We start from the raw sequence: 20,980 nt of genomic DNA on the forward strand, positions 1-20,980 counted from the left end.
AGAAATAGTTTCCCATTAATGATCAAAATCATCATTTATCAATAGAACCTTTTTTACATTCATACCTGAAACCCAAAGAACAATAAACATGAAAATCCTTGTCCCAACAGACTTCTCCGACAATGCTTCCAACGCATTGGATATGGCTACTGAAATAGCCAAAATCTTCAAAGCAGAAATCACTTTGCTGTACGCCTTCTATGCCGTGTATGATTTTGCTGCTCAGGCCACCGAAATCATAAGCAATATAGAAAGGGATGCAAAAAATCAGATGAAAGACATTTCTTCCCGGCTCAGGCAACAGGGTGTTCAGATTGATTACAAAATTATTCAGGGCAGTGTAGCCACTGCGGTTACCTCCCATGCCTACCGTGAAGAGTACGACCTGATCGTCATGGGAACCCAAGGAGCCAGTGGAATCAAAAAAGCTCTGATTGGATCCAATACTGCTCATGTTATAAAAGATGCCATGACTCCAGTCTTGGCTGTACCCAATGGTGCTGACCTGCCATCTAAGAAGCAAATTTGTGTAGGATTGGAATTGATCAATGAAAAGGAAATACACTTCAAGCGGCTTTTTGAACTGACCGAAAAAACAGGGCTCCCTTACGAATTTTTTCATGTATGTAAACAATTGTCATTTGACAGAAAAATTGAAATGAAAGGCTTAGAATCCTACCTGAAAGAAAACTATCCCACCGTATCTGCAAGTTTCCATGTGGTACATGCAGAAACGGTAGAAGATGGTATCAAGGATTTTCTAAAAAACAGACCTAATTCTATCTTAGCAACCATTTCCAAAAACAAAACCTTCTTTGAGTACCTTTTCAACAAAAGTAAAAGTGTAGAAATGGCCTACCACACCCATGTCCCCTTACTGGTGATCAAATAAGTACATTTTCCATATTTTATAATTTTTGGAAAGCCGTATTATTTCTGGATAAAAATGATTTTATTAAACGGAAATTTATTTGTCCAGTGTATCGGGTAATCAACATTGAACCAAGCCTGTACTAGCTTGGGTCCTTATATATCCTATGAGGGCAAAGGACTGTCAAATGTGGATAAGTATCCCGACAATTGCAGTCTGATCAAATCTATGGCACAAGATTTCTGATAAGCAGGTTTACTTAAACTACACCACTATGAAAAACAGGTTTTTAAGGAGTTTACTTTTACTCCAGGTTATTTTTTTTCAATCATTTGCACAAAGCGAATCCTCTCTTCTTTGGAAAATCAGTGGAAATGGGCTTGAAAATAGTTCTTATGTCTTTGGTACGATCCACATTATCTGCGAAGATGATTTCATGATGAATGAAACCATTATGGAGGCTTTGGCCGGTACAGAAAAGTTGTTTTTGGAAATTGATATGGCCGATCCTGATATGATGGCCAAAATGTCCAAAATAACATTCAATGAAGGGATGAAAAACATCAGCGAATACATGGATAAAGAGCAGCAAGAACATTTTGACCGCTTTTTCAAAGAAAATTTTGGCGCAGGACTGGACAGGTTTGGCAGCATGAAGCCTTTTATGCTCAGCTCTTTAGTACTTACAAGATTGATCCCTTGTGAGCAGCAGAGCTCTTATGAACAGTTTTTTGTAAGCCAGGCGCAGCAAAACAAATTAAAGATTGAAGGCCTGGAAACATTGGAGTTTCAGGCTGGACTTTTTGATCAGATACCGATAAAAGATCAAATCAAAGATCTCAGTGAGTCCCTTATGGACATGGAAAAGGGTAAAAAAGAATTTGAAGAATTGATCCAAGTGTATTTGACCAATGACATAGAACACATTCATGACCATATTTTAGATTCTCCCCTTCTAGGAAATTATGGAGACCTATTGGTCTATGAGCGCAACCGGAACTGGATTCCGCAGATTGAAGAAGCCATGGCAAATAGTCCCATATTTGTAGCAGTAGGTGCAGGGCATTTGGGTTCCGAAAATGGAGTTATTCATTTGCTCAAGCAACAAGGTTATACCGTAGAAGCGGTTAAATACTGATCAATAAGTGTCCGGTATGTGTATAGTTATAAGTTAATAAGGATTGGATTTTCTCTTTTTTAGAATTTATGAGGAAGAGGTTCTTAAGGGTTAGATATAATTGAAATATGGTAGAAATATGCTTCGCGAAATCGAAGTGCAACGGAGATCCCGAGAGTGAAACGATTCGGGATATTTTGAAATATTGGTTGGATTAAGTTGAAGGGTTGGATTTCTAAAGCAAGTAATTGGGTATAGGGTTTATTGATAGGCAAGAGAGTTCTGTTAGTGACGACAATAACAGAGGCCATGGTACTGTTCCGGTCTGTGAGGACACAGACCGAGGCGTGGAGATCAGCAAAATCTGCATGAGGAAAAAAACCCTCGAGGATTGAAATACCTCAAGGGTTAGGTTAAGCCTCAATCTAAAATCTCGTATCTCAAATCTCACTTCTCACATCTCCCAAAAGCAAATCATCAGAAATTAAACCTTCCCGAAAAGCCATACGTCGCTGGCTCCCCAAGATGAGCAGCTCCGAAATTGTAGGCATAAGCAACATACCTTGTATTACCTATATTTCTGGCCCAAAGTCCCAACTCAATGTTTCTCACATTTACCCCTATTCTGGCATTGAACAGCTGATAGGGATCCTGACTCAAGGTATTAGGCAGGTCAAAGAAGGTCTCCCCCATGTACTGCCACTCCCCTCTCAACATCAGGGATATCTCTTTCTCGGGATTCAACACCTTCTGGTACTGACCCAATACCAAGGAAGTAAAACCGGGTGTAAACAATGCCCTATTGCCACTAAAATCGGTATTATCTCCTTCTCCAGCCAGGTTCAACTGAGAAAATCTGGCATCTGTAATTCCTGCATTCCAGCCAAATGTGAGGTTCCGCCCGATCAAAGCTGTCAACTCTGACTCAAGCCCTTTGCTGGTCAGCTGCCCTTCATTGCGGGTGATCACCTGGGCATCAGGAAGTATCAACTGTGGAACCTGAATATTCTGTACAGTGGTATAAAAAGCACTGAAATTCCACCTTAGTGTATTGTCCAGAAAGTCATTTTTGATGCCGACTTCAAAATTATTGCTGAACTCAGGATCAAATGGTTGCAAGGGTGTTTCTGAAGGGTCTGAGCTGATTGGAGTCAAACCTCCCGCCCTAAATCCTCTGGCAAATGAAGTGAACAACATCTGCTCTGAATTCACTTTGTAGGACACGATGGCCTTTGGTGAAAAGGCACTGAAATTGGCAGAAGCACTGATTTCCGGTTGTACTACAATTGGTTCTGGCATTCCCTGGGCCTGGAACTCACCAAATCCCCTCAGCTCTCTCCTTTCAATGTCATATCTCATGCCCAAATTCACATCAAACTTGTCCGTCAGTTGGTAGGTAGCACTTCCAAACCAGGCAAAACCTCTATTATGCCCTATGTTGGTAAGAATGCTTGAAGCATTGGCCGGGGCACCGAAAATTGGTCCATCCGCACCGAAATTAGTAGCCTGCTTGACAGGTTCATCCTGAATAAAACCAAAGACTCCTGTCAACCAAGACCATTTGGACTCAGAAGATTTAACAGAAGAAAGTTTCATTTCTTGGGTCCATACCGATACCCTGTTCCAATCCCTGCCGTAATCATTGAAAATATTGACAATATCCAATGGGGAAAAATCCCCGTCAAGCTCCCCTTCATAAATCCTATAATTTTCCTGAAAAGCCGTCTGTGAACTGAAATTGATTTTTTCACCTGTATAATCCACACTCAAAGAAGCATTGAAGACATCATCTCTCATCCTGGCCGGGCTGTTTTGATTGAGCACAAATGGATTGTCCATGGCCTGGGAAATAGATCCGGCCAGAGGAAAGGCCCCTTCGTTTCGGTTGTGATTGTTTTTTACATTCAAAGTCATGGACCACTTGTTGCTGGCAAGGTATCTCAGATAATAGTTGCCCAAAAAAGTGTTCCTTTTATCAAAGTTACTCCCATCAAAAGCATTGGTAAAAAAACCACCGTGGGATTCATACAGTCCTGACACACCAAAAAAGAGTTTGTCCTTTATCAAAGGAGTCTGAACTCCGAGGGAATACCTTTGTAGTCCATAATTACCAAAATCCACACCCACAAAACCTTTGGTGACATTGCTCGGTTTTTTGGTGATGATATTGATTACTCCCCCCATGGCGTTTCTTCCATATAAGGTTCCCTGAGGACCACGGAGTACTTCTATCCTTTCTACTTCCAGAAGCGGGTTGATGTAGGTATCCAGGTCAAACTGTATCACCCCATCCACATAAGTGGCTACAGCCGGGTCATAGGAAGTAGTGGCGATGCCCCGGATTCCATTTACGGTCCTGCCATCTCCGGAATGGGCAGCATAAAAATTGGGAAATACTCCGCTCAGGTCTCTGTTGTTCCAAAGCCTAAACTGACGGATATCTTTTTCTGTGAGTGATGACAGGGATACAGGAACTTCCTGTTGGTTTTCTTCTTGCTTTTGAGCTGTCACGGTGACTTCGTCAAGCTGTCTCTCCTGTGTCTGGGCTGTGACATGTCCTGCTGCCGCACAAATTACAGCTGCCAAAAGACTGATCTTAAACTTCATGTAATCTTTGTTTAATAGGTAGGGGTTATTTTGCGTATTCTGAGCTCGAAATTATACAAAAAAACCATTTCCTCATTCAGGAAATGGTTTATCAGGTCAGAACTTTGATGATTGGTTATTTTTGGGCAAAATACACTGTGTTCAAAAGAAATGAATTCCAAATATCAACTCCTGTTTCGGTTCTGAAAATCAGGTAAAGGTCATCAGGATTTTCTGTTTGAGGCAATGCAATTTCCACATCAAACCATTTTCCCTTATGGTTTATTGGACGGAGATCATTACTCAGGACCTCACTTTTGCCTAAAAGCTCGCCTGACTCTCCCCCACTCCTGACCTCTATCCATCCACTTTTTCTGTTGGGGTCTATGGATAAAACCAATTTATTGATATCCTTCAGGTCAATATTTTCAAACATGATGAATGAATTGTCTTCTGTGAATTTTACCAACCTTGAATTTTGATGGTTTGCCTTCGCCGCACCTTGGAATTCATCTGCATTCGCTGCAAGTATCAGTGGATTCCTCAAAACCAGTTGCTGCCTTCTAAAAATTGGTTCAATTTCATTGGCGCCTTTATCCCTATAACTGGCAGTGAATATGTAAGTACCATTGGCCTCCTGCTTACTGTGCGCATCAAAATCTAATTTTCCTTTTAAAGGCATGCTTTTTCCCTTCTTCCCTTGCGCATTAGGAGATAGAGAAAGAACATAATCAACCATTTGAACTATAACTCCTTCCTCCAAATGTGCATGGGCAGGCATCAAACGCTCTCCCCAAACTCCAGACCCACCATTGGTTATTTTTTCCTTCAGGTAAACGGATGCATCTGCTCTATCCTCATACATTTTCGCCACCTCCTTATAACTCGGCCCTACTGAGGCTTCACTTACAGCATGACAGGCATTGCAGCCGCTTTTTGCAGTAAGATTCATCCCAATGACCTGTACTGGGTCTTCTTGCTGATGTCCCATAGAAGCTTCTACCCTATCAAAGCCTTCTGGAAGATACAAAAAGTTCACCTGGACATTTTCCTCTTCTATCCCTTCACCCAAAATACCATCCTCCTTATCCTGAACGGACACTTCATAGGATACTTGAGCATTGTCCCAATAAAAACTTCTGTTTTCTGGCCAATCCACTGCTATCCGTGGTGGCTCATTTCCTACCCTTATTTCAATGCTTGCGCTAGCCTCCAACCCTTCAAGGTCTCTAACTTTCAGTGAGGCATGATATATCCCTGGCTTTTCGTAAGTAAATACAGGGTTTTCTTCAGCACTGTTCATTGAACCATCTCCATAAAAATCCCATTCAAAACTCAACTGATCGTTTTCATCAAAATCAAAGCTTTCGCTTGCTGAAAACTGCACATTCATGGGTGCCGCTCCCTGCGTTTTATCCGCATTTGCTTTGGCTATTGGTTTTCGGTTACCTGCACTGAACTCTATTTTATAAATGCCTGAATCATCATTTTGGGCACTCCAATACGTCCCATACTCCAAAATATAAAGCGAACCGTCAGGACCAAACTGCATGTCCATGGGTTTGTCAAAAACCGTGGACGGCATAAATTCCTCCATGGAAACAAGGTCATGGTTTTCATCCATAGTCACTGTAAAAATCCAATTCCTCATCCAGTCATAGATAAAAAGCTTTCCTTCATAGTACCGGGGAAACTTTACCTCTGTTTTTGGAAAAAGGTCAGGGTAATAAACCGGTCCTGCCATGGCATTTCTACCCCCTTCCCTAAGCTGGGGAAAGGCATCAGAAGCAGCATAGGGATACCAAATAAACGCTGGCTGTGCAGGCGGCAATTCATTCAGTCCGGTATTGTTGGGAGAATAGTTGACAGGCTTTTTTGCATCATATTCATAATTGCTCTCCTTCTTTTCAAAATCATAGTGCCAATAAGGCCTGTTATCTGCAATCAGATAAGGCCATCCAAAAAATCCCGGTCCTTTGGCCTGGTTGATTTCATCGTAGCCTCTAGGCCCTCTCCCCAAGCTGTCCTGGTGGGCATCTGGCCCCACCTCTCCCCAATACAGGTTTCCGTTCATCGGGTCAATGGAAATCCGGAACGGGTTTCTATTTCCCATCACATAAATCTCCGGTCTGGTTTTGGGAGTGCCTTCAGGAAATAAATTCCCTTTAGGAATGGTATAAGTCCCATCAGCCTGTGGGGTAATTCTCAAAATTGCTCCCCTGAGATCATTGGAATTTGCAGAACTTCTTTGTGCATCAACATTTTCTGGCCTACCAGTCCTTTCGTCAATAGGGTTGTAATTGTCAGATTCAAACGGTGTACTGTCATCACCCAATGACAGATAAAGGTTGCCTTCACTGTCAAATTCAATTGAGCCTCCACTATGGCAGCAACCTCTGAATTGTGGAATTTCCAACATGATCTTTTCAGATTCCATATCCACCTGATCATTGATCAAAGTAAATCTTGAAAGCCTGTTGATGTGATAGTCTCCCACAGGTGAGTAGTAAAGGTAGATCCACTGATTTTTTTCAAAGTCAGGATCTTTTGCCAATCCCAGTAAACCATCCTCACTTTCGTAAAAAACATCTATAAAACCAATATCTTTAGCTGTGCCCGTCTCGGGTTCATACATCCTGATTTTCCCTTTTCGCTCGATAAACATTACCCTTCCGTCAGCAAGGACTTCGATTTCCATGGGTTCGTCAAGCTTTTCGATCAGGGTGATTTTGGTAAATCGGGTTTCTTCAGGTTTTTCCGTTACAAACCTTTCGGGCTCTTGACAGGCCCAGAAAAGCAGGGCAATAAAAATACCTGAAAAGGCATTTGATTTAGAGATATTCATACAATAGGTTATTTTGGCTGGATCAAGGTAAAAAATAAAGTGGCATCTAAACAAAAAAATCCCCTGCTGGACAGGGGATTTGATTAACGGAAAAATAATTTCTTTAAAACTTAAAGGACAAACCGAGCAAGACTTGCTGAAACCTGAAATCGTTATTGCCGGTAAAAACATCATCAATCACCACCGTCTGTCCATTGAGCACTCTTTCATATCTCAGGTCCAGTCCCAAGTTCCCAAAATTCACCCCTATACCAAACTGGTAGCCCGCATTGTACTTTTCATAATCAAAATCCCTCAAACCATCCTCAAGGTAATAATGAAACGAGGGGCCAGCAAAAACTGAGACGAGGGGCCCAAAAACATTTAAACCTACCAAGATGGGGGCATCTAGTCTTTGCGTAGTGACCTGAATATTGTTGACCTCAGACTTAAGGTTGGTATAACCCAGTTCAGGTCTAAGGTAAAAAGGTCCCAGGTTGGCCTTGCCAAAAACACCCAAATTGTAGCCCATATTGCTCCAGGGATTTCCCCATACGGCTCCGGCATCTTGGAAATACTTTCCGTTTGAATTGTAATTGAGTCCTCCTTTAATACCAAATCCTCCGCCGGTCTGCGCTTCAACACCGAAACTCCAAAAGGTCAATCCAAAAATGACCAAAATTGCTTTTAAGGTAGTTTTCATAGTTATTTAGTTATATAATTAATAGTTGGTAAAAATGTCCATATGGATCAATTTAGAAGACTTAACAAGTCAATTCAAAACAGCTTCATCTTTTTGGAGTTTTACTATCGTAAGTGTTAAAAGGTTCGACAGTCTTCCCAAAAAACGGTCTGTTCGTTGACTTTATTACTTCATCTATTATTAAACGCAATATCTAAAACCATGCCTCAAAAAATCATAAATTCTGATTCTGGTATTACTTATATGAAAACAGCAAAAAAAATCTTCTTACTGGCTATAATTCAGGTATTATGGTTAAGCATTGTATCCTGTTCCCAAGCTGAAAATGGTGATTCACAAAGCGAATCCATTGATATAGAGAATTATAAGGGAAAGAAAGCTATGGCAACTTTTGCAGGAGGATGCTTCTGGTGCATAGAAGCACCATTTGAAGGGATTGATGGGATTTTGTCTGTAATATCCGGTTATTCGGGCGGTAAAGAAAAAAATCCTACTTACGGAGAGGTAGCCTCTGGAAAAACAAGCCACAGAGAATCTGTTCAGATCACTTTTGATCCCGACATCATCAGCTATTCAGAGCTCTTGGATATCTTTTGGCAGCAATTTGACCCCACGGATGAGGGGGGCTCCTTTTATGATAGGGGGTTCCAGTACAGTTCAGCGGTCTTTTACCACGATAAAAACCAAAAAGAAGTCGCCGAAAACTCAATCAAGAGATTGGAAGCAGCAGGGATTTTTGACAAACCCATAGTGACCCCTGTCATCAAATACAGCAATTTCTATCCTGCGGAGGATTATCATCAGGATTATTATAAGAAGAATCCGGAGGAATACTATGCTTATCGGGAAGGATCCGGTAGAGACGCATTTATAGCCAAGCATTGGCCAAGTAACCTGTCTGAAAAATATAAGAAACCTTCAGATGCTGAATTAAAAAAAAGGCTGACTACCCTGCAGTACAATGTGACCATGCATGAAGAAACAGAACGGGCATTTGATAATGCATACAACAGTAATAAGGAAGAGGGAATTTATGTCTGCATAGTTTCAGGAGCTCCCTTGTTCAGCTCTAAAGACAAATATGAATCTTACTCAGGCTGGCCAAGCTTCACCAAGCCCATTGATGCCCGTCTCTTGGACAAACCTACTGACACTTCCTACGGGATGGTCAGAGTGGAAGTCAGAAGTAAATTAGGGGATTCCCATGTAGGCCATGTCTTTAACGACGGCCCCAATCCTACCAATCTACGGTATTGTATGAATTCTGCGGCCATGAAATTTATCAATAAAAAAGACATGGAAGCCGAAGGTTATGGGGATTGGCTTTGGGTGTTGGAAGATTGAAGAAGATATATATGAATAATGTATATCCGTAATTAGACCAGTAAGCAATTTAATCAGGCACCTGGATCAATCCGATACTAATAGATATTAGATACTCATTGATATAAGCCTAAATTCATAGGTTTTTTCTATTTTAAAGATTCTACTGGTAAGATAGCGGAATAAATATTATGGATTCCAAACCCTCCTCGGCGGACTGCTTATTCTTAGATATTGGATTTGCTATCTTTACCAAGCTAAAAAAAACAGTATAAGTATCCGGATCTTTGCACGTTAAACCTTAAGAGCCAAACCGTCAACTTTACTTTAAACAGTAAATTGTGATTTTGGAGGGTGGGATGAATTTCGACCGGGCCAGCGCAGGCCTTGAGCGTGGATAGGATTCGAAATTCTTGATTTTTTGGCTACTTTTTCATCAAGGAAAAAGTAGCTTCATAATCAAATTTTGATTAGAATTTAGCAGAAAGAACTGGTTTTAAACAACCAATAACTACGTGTAATGAAGTGGATACTCATAAACCTGTCAGGTTTTAGCCTATGTATTAGGTCTAATGGGGACTCTTTAGGTTATTAAACCTATCAGGTTTCTTATTCACTTTTAAAACTAACAAATTTTATTTCCCCCAATAATGCGGCGGAAAGTCAGGTTGATTCTTCCGCTGCTTATTTTTTTTCTCTTGGGAAGCTGATGCTCCCAGTGATGCTGACTACTTCCCTGCATCAGGAGAAGAGAACCGTCTTTCAGGTGCACATTGACCTTTATATTTTTCTGCTTATAATGCCTCATCTGAAATTCCCTTTCAGCCCCAAAACTTACTGAAGCAATCACGGGATTGATTCCAAGCTCCTTTTCGTTGTCCCGGTGCCAACCCATACTGTCATCGCCATTGCGATAATAATTCAGCAGAACATGGGTAAAGTGAGCTCCTGCCTGAACTTCCACCCTTTCTTTGATCTCTTGGAGTTTTTCCGTCCAAGGGTTGGCTTCCATCTGAATCCCTGAGTATCCATAAGGTATCTCCGGATCCCCATACAAAGCTGTCAGTCTTGGCTGCATCACCTTTTTTCCAAAAATCCATATTGGTTCCTGCTTCCATTGGATCTCTTTTTTAAGCAATTCAAAAAATTTCATCCCTAGACTTTCTCCAAAAAAGTCTGGATAATAGAACACTTCTCCATCGAAAGGAAGTAGATTTTGATCGGGGGAAATAGGGAAAAGATCCATAATGGCAAAACCAGATTCAAGCAGGCAAAGTTTACAAATAAACAAGCAAGCTATTGGAATATTCACCACATTATGTCAAATTCAAGCTGTTTAATTTTTAAAATGCACTTATGAACAAATATGTAAAAATCGGATTGGCTATTGTGGTCTTATTCTTGGCAGGATTCGTTTACTGGAATTACTTTTTTGTATTCAGTGAAGGAGTCAAAGGAGGCAGCCTAAATTATTTCGAAAAGAAGGGATTTGTATTTAAGACCTATGAAGGAAGATTGGTACAGGATGGCTTTCAAAGCCCGCAAGCAGGAGCACTTCAAAGCAATGAATTTCGTTTCAGCGCTGTGGGATCCGATGTGGCCCAGCAACTTGAAAGAGCTAGCGGCAAGTTCGTGGAGTTGAGGTACAGAGAATACCTTGGAAAGTTGCCTTGGAGAGGCGCCAGTAAATATGTGGTGTATGAGGTAGTAGAAATAGACGATTCCTCACCTGCCCGAAACAATGAGATTCCAGCTGGGACGAATTAAATATTAAAGAGGTTGTCTCATAAGTTAATCCTTCAAAACGTTGCCCAAATTTTATTTGGAGTTTGTTTAGTGAAACTTTGTGCCTTAGAGTCTTCGTGGCATTTCTAGCCACAAAGCCACTAAGCCACAAAGGGATTGACTCTTAAACAGATTTTGCTTGGTCAATAAATCTGAAGATCAATTTATGAGACAGCCTTTTTTAATTATCAAAATAATTTGCTTTCTCAATAATAGCCTCTTAAAAGGGGAATTAACCTATGATTTCTAACCAATCCCGATAAACCGGGACAAGTTATCAATAAATAATTTGTCCGCCGAGGCGGATCAAATATCTATTAATATCATGGTTATTCAAGCCCCACTTTAAATTGGTTACTGGCCTGATTGCGGATATACATATTAATTATTAACGTTTTGCCCAATAGTCCACTACCAATACTTTGTCGAGGTGTGGCCTAAGAATAGACCCGAATTCTTTGTGGTCAGGATGGGGCAGATAAGCATCCCTATCCTCCTCAGAGGCAAATGTCAAAAAGAAACAATGCGTAAAGCCTTGATCCAAGCCCTCTGGACTATTATTGGTTCCCCACTCTATGGCTTTAATTTCATCAATTTTGTCCGGAAGTGCCATAAAAGCATCCACTACTTTTTGCACATCTTCTTCAGAAGCTTCATCTTTAAATTTAAAAAGCACCACATGTCTTAAGGCATTGTCCATTTTTACGATTTCCTTTTCAATGATTTTTTCTTCCTTCTTTTCAGCAGGTTGGCATCCCAATAACAGGGCTACCATACCCGCAAGCCAAAATGTTTTCTTCATATCTGTTTTAATAGGTTGAAAGTGCAAATTGCTAAAATATCATAAGAGCATTTGACCGCTCGTACAATTTTCACTTAGCAAATGCCAAAAATTAACAAATTTCTATTTTAAACCCAGATGTAATGCGCTGCTTATGAAAAACTTCAAATGCCAAACCGGTCACGTATTTCTCTATCTTTACCTATTTTCCGCATTACTTTTCCTCAGCTCCTGCAGTGACAAAAATGAAAAAATCAAGGGTTTACTGGAGGATGTGGAAGTTATCCGAGATGTAAATGGCATCAACCATATTTACGCCAAGAACGAACAGGACTTGTTTTTTACCCAAGGCTACTTGGCAGCGAAAGACAGGCTCTTTCAGTTTGAGGTTTGGAGACGAAGGGCTACAGGCACTGCCGCTGAGATCCTCGGGCCTAGGGAAATTGAAAGGGATAAAGGAGCCCGCCTATTTAAATTTAGAGGAGATAAAAAAGAGGAACTGAGCCATTATCATCCCAATGGGGAAGCTATTGTAGATGCTTTTGTCCTAGGTGTCAATGCCTATATCAAAGAGGTCCGGGACAATCCTGATTTATTGCCTTTTGAATTTAAAGTCTTGGATATCCTACCGGAATTTTGGACTTGGGAAGTGGTGATTTCAAGGCATCAGGGACTCTTGGAAAATGTAGAGGACGAACTCAAATATGCCAGAGTGGTGGCGGAACTTGGAGCAGAACGGGCAAAGGAACTTTACTATTTCCATCCCAATGAGCCTGACCTATCCATACCGGAGGGCATACCCACTGCCTTGTTGAAAAAAGACATTTTGGCTCCTTATAAATCCTTCCGTAAAGCTTTGACCTTTGAGCCTGAAGATGTACAGGTAGCGCACAGGATTGAAAAAGCCAATTCTGAGGCATTTTTGGCCTTCGTTCATGAAGAAGAACAAAGACATGAAATGTATGAGAAATTTGATATGGGAAGCAACAATTGGGTGCTGTCCGGTGAAAAAACCCAAAGCGGATATCCTCTTATGGCCAATGATCCCCATAGGCTGCATGCTGTACCTTCCCTTCGCTATTGGGTTCATCTACATGCACCCGGTTGGAATGTCATAGGAGCAGGAGAACCGGTAATTCCCGGGGTTTCTATCGGGCACAATGGCCAAGGTGCTTGGGGATTGACCATTTTTGAAACAGACAATGAGGACATGCGGGTGTATGAGCTGCATCCGGAAAACCCACATAAGTACAAATACAAAGGAGAATGGCTCGAAATGGAGAAAATCTTTGACACCATCTCCGTCAAAGGCCAGGATGATGTCATCACCACGCACTATTACACGGTTCATGGGCCAGTGACATTTATTGATGAAGAACTGAATAAAGCCGTTGCAGTAGAATGTGCATGGCTCAATCCAGGTGGTGCCCCATACTTGGCAAGTCTTAGAATGAATCAAAGCCAAACCTGGGAAGAGTTTAGAGAGGCCTGTGCTTACAACCATATCCCGGCAGAGAATATGGTTTGGGCGGACAAAGACGGAAACATCGGTTGGCAGGCAACAGGGATTACTCCTTTAAGAAAAACACATTCAGGTCTTTTGCCTGCTTTGGGTGATGGAAGTATGGATTGGGAGGGCTTTTTACCTATAAAAGAAAGGCCCCATCTGCATAATCCTGAAAATGGACGGATCGCTACTGCCAATGAAAATGTGACCCCTCCGGAGTATCCCCATCAGCATGCTATAGGATTTGATTGGGCGGATGCATTCCGTGGAGACAGAGTAAGAGAAGTTTTGGATAAGGCAGGTAAGTTCACTATGGAGGGAATGGGTGCTTTACAAAATGACTATCAAGCTTTGCCTGCAAGGGCCTTGGTGCCTCACTTGCTGAACTTGTCTTTTGAAGACAGTGCTGCATTGGAAGCCAAAGATAGACTTTCTGAATGGGATCATAATCTTGACCCAAACAGTATTTCTGCGGGCATTTATGTCATGTGGGAAAGAAAACTAAGAGACAGGTTAAGAAATGAATTGGTTCCTAAGCATTTACACAATGATTTTGGAGTGGTCAAAATGACAAGGGTACTACAGTGGGTAGAGAGACCAGAAAAAATTTTCCCTTCTGATTCCAAAAAAATGATGCAAGAAATCCTAAAGGAGAGCTTTTTGGAAGCTTTAGAAGAGCTGAAAAGTAGATTTGGAGAAAAGCAGGAGAACTGGCAATATGGCCAAGAGAATTACAAACATGCTTGGCACAGGCATCCTCTGAGCGATTTATTGGCTGAAGATTGGCAAAAAAAGCTGGATATGGGCCCCGTACCTAGGGGAGGTTACAGTTTTACACCTGCCGCCAATGCTTATGGAGACAACAACAGTTCCGGTGCTTCCTTTAGAATCATAGTAGATACCGGTGATTGGGATAAAACTTTGGGAATCAACACTCCTGGACAATCCGGGGATCCCGACAGTCCATTTTATGGCAACCTTTTTCCTGTCTGGTCTAAAGACAATTTCTTTAGAGTGCCTTATTCCAAAGAAAAAGTTAAAGAAAATGCCTTTGAAAAAACTATGCTTAAACCTAAATCCTAAAAAAAACCAGCTTGTTATTCAAGCTGGTCATATTTCTTCGCAAAATCATGCTAGATCAAAAGGCCATCTCATGACTCCTCCCTGCAAGTTATAAGTTTGGTCAAAACCCATATCTGACATTAAATCACATGCTTGACCGCTTCGATTGCCGCTTCTGCAATAGACATAATATTTTTTATTTTTAGGTAAATTCATAAGTTGAGCTTGAAAGCCTCTACTCATTAGGTCTATATTTCTGGCACCTTTAATCTTTTCAGATTGGAATTCGCCTGGTGACCTCACATCTATGATTACTGCATCCTTGTCAGTCATACCTTTTTTAAACTCTTCAGCTTTAAGGTCTGTATATTTTTTTGGTTTTGTTCTAAAGAAATCAAACATGGTTGTTATATTTTATTTAAAACAAAAGTAAGCTCAAGGACTGGCATTAAAAGTAACCAAAATCACATAGTAACTTGAAGGTAAAAAGTATTTCTGCTGTCACTGATTTTGTCGTTTAAAAAGAGTATTTAAAAAAACTATATGAGTATCCGCTTCATTGCACGTAGCCATTGATCGTTTTGAACCAGTTCTTTCTGCTAAATTCAAATCAAATTTTGATTATGAAGCTACTTTTTCCTTGATGAAAAAGTAGCCAAAAAATCAAGAATTTCGAATCCTATCCACGCTCAAGGCCTGCGCTGGCCCGGACGAAATTCATCCCACCCTCCAAAGTTTCAATTTACTGTTAAAAGTAATGTTTACGGCTTGGCTCTTAAGGTTTAACTTGCAAGGATCTGGATACTCATAAAACTATTATTCCACCTCTACAAAGAGGTTGGCTGCACTACTGGCTTGCAGTAGTTTTTTGAAATTTGTCCAAAATTTTCAAAATGAGTATTCTTAGAAATAAAACAGCCGGAACACCATGGAAAAAAAAGTCAAACCAGTCCAAAAGTTCCATACCATGAGCACCTCCCAAGATCCAACGAACTTTACCAAATAAATGTGGCTCAGGAAAGAATGGAGCCAAAGCCAAAAGCAACCATAGAAAATGAATAAATTTCCAATTAGAGCGTATCTGTTTCATTGATTTTCATTTGTTGTTCAAAAGGGGCTTTAGGAAAACCCTCTTTCCCATTTTCGTTCTTTTTAACTTTCAGGAATGGATAACTGACCTGTTGCCAAAAGGTCTTGGGAAAATCTTCTACCCCATCAAAACCCAAAGGCTCGTCCCTTCCTTCATGTGGGATATAATCAGTACCAAAGAGGTAATCCCAGACACTCAAGGTGATTCCGTAATTGACCCCATATTTTCTATCCTCAGGAAGTGCCTTTACATGATGCCAAAGGTGCATGATAGGATTATTCAAAATATATTTCAATGGGCCATAAGTTATTCTAAGGTTAGCGTGGTTGAGATGGCCAATAGTAGTCGCAAATATGTGTACAATGAAGAAGTCCTCCAGCCCAAAGCCTATCATCGCCAATGGAATATATTGCACTGATTTGTAGATAATTGTTTCCATCCAGTGAAAACGCAAGTGAGCCGCAAAACCCATCTGTTCTACAGAATGATGAACTTTGTGAAATTCCCACAAAGCTGGCACCCTATGAAGCATGACATGGACATTCCATTGAATAAAGTCTGCCAAGAGGAAAAGAAGCAGAAACTGTCCCCACCTCGGCCATGCCTCTATGTGAATTGCCACCATATTCTCTATTCCAAAAAGCGCCAGAAAATCATTGAAAGCCTCTACGGCCACATTGGATATGGCATTGTAGGCTATCAGGGAAAAAAGGAAATAGTTGAAAAACATGTAGAATCCATCAAGCCAGAAGTCTTTTCTAAAAATGGCCTGATCCTTTCTCCAAGGAAGGAAAATTTCCAATAACCAAACTGCAATGGACATTCCCAAAAGCCACCAGAAATAATTGGTCCAACTTGGGTAAAACATCTCATTGACCAGATAATGGAAATATCCGAAATAAGAGTCCCCGATTATCTTTAAATATTTTTCTAAATCCATATTTCACCAACCTTAAAAAGAAAAGGGACAATCCACTTAATTGCCCCATTTCGGTACTCCCATAAACCACAACTAAATGCACACTGTTGCCAGAGCACATTATTCTTATCAAGAACCCTAAAAGGTATCTTATCCCAACCTAATTTTTAATGACAGTTTCATCAAGGAAAATGCTGATGTTGGTCTGAATTCTTGACCAATGGCACCAAAATCTTCCAAACCAAAAGTAGTGCAAAAATTAAATTTTTTTTGTGACCTAAGTTACAGTAGCAGAAAGAACGCTACACTTGTAGATAAAAGTTTATTCAAAGTCAATCAAAAGCTGCTTGCCAAAATGAACGCGTTCCTCTTCTACATTGAGGTTGGAAAGGCCGATACCGAAAAGCCTCACGGCTGAGTTTAATTCTTCCTGCCTCAACAGTTCCAAAACAGTCTCCCATATTTTAGCAGTGTCAGGATATTGCTCAAATGTCCTGCTTCTGGTCTGCTGGGTAAAATCATGGTATTTTATTTTTAATGTCACTGTCCTGCCTTTGATCCCTGACCTACGGATTCTCTCCTGCAATTCTTCAAACACCCCTTCCAATGCCATCACCCACTCCTGATAGGAACCCAGATCTTTGGAAAAGGTATTTTCAGCACTCAAGGATTTTCTAATCCTGTTGGGCTGAACCTCCGAAAGGTGAATTCCCCTGACAATATTGTAAAAATGCAGGCCTGATTTCCCGAACCTTTTGGTGAGAAACTGAAGGGAAAATTGCTTGAGGTCTTTTCCATTGTGAATCCCCAAAGCCTTCATTTTTTCAGCAGTTACTTTCCCTATCCCAAAAAACCTTTCTATCGGTAAATTTTCAAGAAATATTTCCGCATCCTTGGGAAGGATAACTGCCTGACCATTGGGCTTGTTGATGTCTGAAGCTGTTTTGGCCAAAAATTTATTATAAGAAATGCCGGCAGAGGCATTCAGCCCAATTTCTTCCTTGATCCTCTTTCTGATTTCCTGAGCGATCAAAGTTGCGGAGGGGTTATTGACTTTGTTTTGTGTGACATCCAAAAAAGCCTCATCCAAGGACAAAGGCTCCACCAGATCAGTGAAGTCATAAAAAATATTTCGGATTTGATGTGACAGTTCCTTGTACCTTTCAAACCTTGGTTTTACAAAAATAAGCTGAGGGCATTTCAATGCAGCCATTTTACCCGACATGGCAGACCTGACCCCATACCTCCTTGCCTCGTAAGAGGCTGCGGCCACCACTCCCCTTTCCCTGTTTCCACCCACTGCCAAAGGCTTGCCCCTCAGTGCCGGATTGTCCATCTGCTCTACTGATGCATAGAAAGCGTCCATATCCACATGGATAATTTTCCTGACTTTTTCCATTTATCCTCCTTTCAGGATTTCCATAATAGCTGAGGCTTTGAGCATGCACTCCTGGTATTCGTATTCAGGATCTGCATCATAAGTAATTGCAGAACCTACTGCAAAGTAACCCTCTCCTGCCCTTTTGTCAAATATGATACTTCTGATGACTACATTGAGGTCAAAGTCTCCATTGGCCTCGAAATACCCAAAACTCCCGGAAAACCACCCCCGCTTGAAATCCTCATACTTTTCTATCAGCTCCATACAGCGGATTTTCGGTGCTCCCGTCATACTTCCCATAGGGAAAGTCGCATGTAAGATCTCCTTAAAGTCCAGTGCTTTTTGAGCCTTAGACGAGACTGTAGAGATCATCTGATGTACTTTGGGAAATGCATACACACCAAATAGCTCATCTACCTGGACACTGCCAGTATGTGAAATTTTGGACAGGTCGTTTCTCATCAGGTCTACGATCATCAGGTTTTCCGCCCTTTCCTTTTCTGATTGAAAAAGCAGAGATTTCAATGCCTCATCTTCTTCTTCCGTCATTCCCCTTTTTATGGTTCCTTTTATGGGTTGAGCAATAAGTTTCTCTCCGGATTTTTTCAAGAAGCGTTCCGGAGAGGCTGACAAAAGGTACTTTTCATCCGCCTTGAATATTCCAGAAAATGGCATGGGAGATTTTCCGGTCAGATCCAAAAAACCTTTGATAGGTGACCAATCAGGGTTTCCGAAAATAAAACTCATACAATAATTTAACTCATAGACATCTCCTTCTTCGATATGTTTTTGTATGGCTTTTACATTTTTGGTGTAGGCTTCTTCATAACTCAGAGGAGTCACTTTAACGCTGGGATTGGAATCAATTTGCCCTTTAAAATTCTCAAAAGACTTTAGAGCTTCTTCCGCATTTTCACCTGCAAAAACCAAAACTTCCCTTTCAAAATATATGGTAATCTCCGGTATAAAAAAAACCATATCCTCCAGCTCCAAAAGTGTCCTGTTTTCGCTTTTGAGCTTTTCAACCTGATTTTTGAAATCATAGCCTACAAGTCCGGCCATGCTAATTTTTCCATATGTAGCAAAAGCCTCCTCTTGGGTGATTTTACTTCTGGCAGCACAGGCCTGTTCCGGAAAAGTACCCTCAGGGTAATCATATTGATGCCCCGTCTGAAAACAGAAGTACGGATAATGTAAATCCAGCCAAGCCAAAAGTTTTTCTTTCCATAAAGGATCCTTGGTAAGGGTGGCTTTAGTAACTGATTGCATAGGACAAAAATAAAGGAAAGGCACAAAAAAAGAGGAAACCCTTCGATTTCCTCTTTTTAATCTATAAAATTATTGAATTAATTGGCTTTGATATCAAACTCTACACTGACGGTGTTGTAGATGAACTGATCTTTTGCTCTATCAGTCACACCACTCTCGTCACCGTACATCAAACCCCAGTCAGTTCTATCGATGTTGAAACCAGCTTTTGCAGTAACTGCACCGTTGTTCACATCCACTACAGCAGGGAATTTAATGTTTTTAGTAGTACCTCTCATGGTAAGGTTTCCTGAAATCCAATGGGTAGGGTTTCCTTTCACCAACTCAGAATCTTTTTTAGGCGTGTTGTCGGTTTCGAACTCTTCGTTGTCCTCAATTTCTCCGGCAGAGAAAGGCTCTACTTTGGTAAGTTCAAAAACAGCCTCAGGGTGATTTGCAGCATCAAAGAAATCATCAGACTGCAAGTGTCCCCAAAGTTTTCCGTAGTTTTCATCCTCTTCTTTCAAATCCTCAATTTTCAAGGAAGTGATGTCAAAAACAAATTTGGCGCCGGTAAGGGCGTCACCATCAACCATTACCTCACCGTTTTTCATTGGGATGTAGCCGTAATGCTGACCAGAAGGCTTGTAACCTCTCCAGTTGATTTTGCTGGTGGATTCATCTACGGCAAGCGTTGTACCAGAACCTTCTGCTACATCTTCTGCTTCTCTTGTTTCTACAGTGTTACCTCCTGGTCCACAAGCGACCATCATAAAGGCAGAAGCTAAGACCAATCCTGTTTTTTGCAATAGTTTCATAATTGTAAATTGTTTTGTTTCGGTATTAAATGTATGTACACGAAAACCAAGAAGTTTGTAAAAAGTTCATGGTTTCACAAAAAAAAATATCTTTGGATGAAAATTATTTCATCAAAAAGTAAATAATCAAGTATATGGCATTGATAAAGAGCGTTCGGGGATTTGACCCTGAATTTGGAAAAAATTGCTGGTTGGCGGACAATGCGACCGTTGTGGGAGATGTGAAAATGGGAGACAACTGTACCGTATGGTTCAATGCCGTTGTAAGAGGTGATGTCCATGAAATCAGGATAGGAAATGACACCAACATTCAAGATGGTGTGGTAATTCACGGAACCTATCAGAAATCAGGAACATATATAGGCAGCAGGGTATCTATTGCCCACAATGCGGTAGTACATGGCTGCACGATTCATGACAATGTACTTATCGGAATGGGTGCCATTGTGATGGACAATGCTATAATCCATTCCGGAGCAGTGATCGCAGCCGGTGCGGTGGTTTTGGCCGGAACAGTGGTTGAGGCCAACAGCATTTATGCAGGGATGCCCGCCAAAAAAGTAAAGGATACAGGTGATGAGATGATCGAGGTCATCAGAAGAACTGCTGACAACTATCCTAAATATGCGCAATGGTTTGAATGATTTTTCTTCCAAAACGAATCTTAGGTCTATTTTGTCAAATTAGCAGATTAGGTCAAACCTGGCAGGTTTTTTCTTGTCATTTTCTAACGTTACAAAGTAGGATTAGTGACCTAAGCACATTTAAATACAATCTTAACAATTAGGTAATTTCCGAATCTATTTTTTCAATTAGGTTTACATGATTTTGCATTACAAAAACTTATTCTCTAAATTAAGCAAAAGCCAGATCCAACGATTTTGCCGTTTTCCCAGCCATGTAACAGGCAATAAACTCTTTGATCGAGCGAGTCGAATTTAAAAAGCTAAGAGGTAAAACATTAA

Annotated in this window: 16 protein-coding genes; 6 read left to right on the top strand and 10 right to left on the bottom strand. The window is 40.8% G+C overall.

Features of this window, described 5'->3' with window-relative positions; all coding sequences use genetic code 11:
• The first annotated feature begins 88 nt into the window (after window positions 1-88).
• Together EGN73_RS12295 and EGN73_RS12300 are read left to right on the top strand one after the other, a co-directional pair.
• Window positions 89-892, top strand: coding sequence for a universal stress protein (locus EGN73_RS12295; RefSeq protein ID WP_219290127.1), 804 nt, complete (start codon window positions 89-91; stop codon window positions 890-892).
• A 253-nt stretch (window positions 893-1,145) separates the two neighbouring features.
• The gene (locus tag EGN73_RS12300; RefSeq protein ID WP_219290131.1) at window positions 1,146-2,009 is read left to right on the top strand and encodes a TraB/GumN family protein; all 864 of its coding nucleotides are present in this window, start codon (window positions 1,146-1,148) and stop codon (window positions 2,007-2,009) included.
• 456 nt (window positions 2,010-2,465) lie between these two features.
• Here the strand turns inward: EGN73_RS12300 and EGN73_RS12305 are convergent, their stop codons facing one another.
• The 3 genes from EGN73_RS12305 to EGN73_RS12315 all read right to left on the bottom strand — a co-directional run bounded on the left by EGN73_RS12305 (window position 2,466) and on the right by EGN73_RS12315 (window position 8,101).
• Complete coding sequence (locus EGN73_RS12305; protein ID WP_219290133.1) at window positions 2,466-4,595, bottom strand: TonB-dependent receptor; 2,130 nt, start codon at window positions 4,593-4,595, stop codon at window positions 2,466-2,468.
• A 115-nt stretch (window positions 4,596-4,710) separates the two neighbouring features.
• Window positions 4,711-7,419, bottom strand: a complete 2,709-nt coding sequence (locus tag EGN73_RS12310; RefSeq protein WP_219290136.1) for a PQQ-dependent sugar dehydrogenase — start codon at window positions 7,417-7,419, stop codon at window positions 4,711-4,713.
• Between the two features lie 103 nt (window positions 7,420-7,522).
• Window positions 7,523-8,101 (bottom strand): outer membrane beta-barrel protein, encoded by a 579-nt coding sequence (locus tag EGN73_RS12315; RefSeq protein ID WP_219290139.1) that lies wholly within the window; start codon window positions 8,099-8,101, stop codon window positions 7,523-7,525.
• Window positions 8,102-8,344: 243 nt separating this feature from the next.
• Between EGN73_RS12315 and msrA the strand changes: the two genes are divergently transcribed.
• Entirely contained in the window at window positions 8,345-9,445 is a 1,101-nt protein-coding gene (msrA, locus tag EGN73_RS12320) for a peptide-methionine (S)-S-oxide reductase MsrA (protein ID WP_219290142.1), read from the top strand.
• A 604-nt stretch (window positions 9,446-10,049) separates the two neighbouring features.
• On the opposite strand, the gene EGN73_RS12325 is transcribed toward msrA, so the two are convergent.
• Window positions 10,050-10,670 carry an alpha-ketoglutarate-dependent dioxygenase AlkB family protein gene (locus EGN73_RS12325; RefSeq protein WP_219290145.1) on the bottom strand — a complete coding sequence of 207 codons (621 nt, stop codon included), beginning with the start codon at window positions 10,668-10,670 and terminating at the stop codon, window positions 10,050-10,052.
• Window positions 10,671-10,780: 110 nt separating this feature from the next.
• Between EGN73_RS12325 and EGN73_RS12330 the strand changes: the two genes are divergently transcribed.
• Entirely contained in the window at window positions 10,781-11,191 is a 411-nt protein-coding gene (locus tag EGN73_RS12330) for a hypothetical protein (RefSeq protein WP_219290148.1), read from the top strand.
• A 406-nt stretch (window positions 11,192-11,597) separates the two neighbouring features.
• On the opposite strand, the gene EGN73_RS12335 is transcribed toward EGN73_RS12330, so the two are convergent.
• Window positions 11,598-12,011: a Dabb family protein gene (locus tag EGN73_RS12335; RefSeq protein ID WP_219290151.1), complete on the bottom strand. Its 414-nt coding sequence runs from the start codon at window positions 12,009-12,011 to the stop codon at window positions 11,598-11,600.
• Window positions 12,012-12,144: 133 nt separating this feature from the next.
• Here EGN73_RS12335 and EGN73_RS12340 point away from each other — a divergent pair, with 133 nt between their 5' ends.
• Window positions 12,145-14,580, top strand: a complete 2,436-nt coding sequence (locus EGN73_RS12340) for a penicillin acylase family protein (protein WP_219290154.1) — start codon at window positions 12,145-12,147, stop codon at window positions 14,578-14,580.
• Window positions 14,581-14,625: 45 nt separating this feature from the next.
• Here the strand turns inward: EGN73_RS12340 and EGN73_RS12345 are convergent, their stop codons facing one another.
• From EGN73_RS12345 to EGN73_RS12365, 5 genes are all read right to left on the bottom strand, one after another.
• Window positions 14,626-14,961 carry a rhodanese-like domain-containing protein gene (locus EGN73_RS12345; RefSeq protein WP_219290158.1) on the bottom strand — a complete coding sequence of 112 codons (336 nt, stop codon included), beginning with the start codon at window positions 14,959-14,961 and terminating at the stop codon, window positions 14,626-14,628.
• 668 nt (window positions 14,962-15,629) lie between these two features.
• Window positions 15,630-16,589, bottom strand: coding sequence for a sterol desaturase family protein (locus tag EGN73_RS12350; RefSeq protein ID WP_219290160.1), 960 nt, complete (start codon window positions 16,587-16,589; stop codon window positions 15,630-15,632).
• A gap of 301 nt (window positions 16,590-16,890) precedes the next feature.
• On the bottom strand, window positions 16,891-17,967 hold the full coding sequence (gene dinB, locus EGN73_RS12355) for a DNA polymerase IV (RefSeq protein WP_219290163.1): 1,077 nt from the start codon (window positions 17,965-17,967) through the stop codon (window positions 16,891-16,893).
• Window positions 17,968-19,218: an anthranilate synthase component I family protein gene (locus tag EGN73_RS12360; protein WP_219290167.1), complete on the bottom strand. Its 1,251-nt coding sequence runs from the start codon at window positions 19,216-19,218 to the stop codon at window positions 17,968-17,970.
• Window positions 19,219-19,295: 77 nt separating this feature from the next.
• Window positions 19,296-20,015 (bottom strand): YceI family protein, encoded by a 720-nt coding sequence (locus EGN73_RS12365; protein ID WP_219290170.1) that lies wholly within the window; start codon window positions 20,013-20,015, stop codon window positions 19,296-19,298.
• Between the two features lie 134 nt (window positions 20,016-20,149).
• Here EGN73_RS12365 and EGN73_RS12370 point away from each other — a divergent pair, with 134 nt between their 5' ends.
• Window positions 20,150-20,659: a gamma carbonic anhydrase family protein gene (locus tag EGN73_RS12370; RefSeq protein WP_219290173.1), complete on the top strand. Its 510-nt coding sequence runs from the start codon at window positions 20,150-20,152 to the stop codon at window positions 20,657-20,659.
• Window positions 20,660-20,980: the final 321 nt, after the last annotated feature.

Origin of the sequence: Arthrospiribacter ruber, from assembly GCF_019343195.1 — a bacterium.
GTDB classification, from domain to species: Bacteria; Bacteroidota; Bacteroidia; order Cytophagales; family Cyclobacteriaceae; genus Arthrospiribacter; species Arthrospiribacter ruber.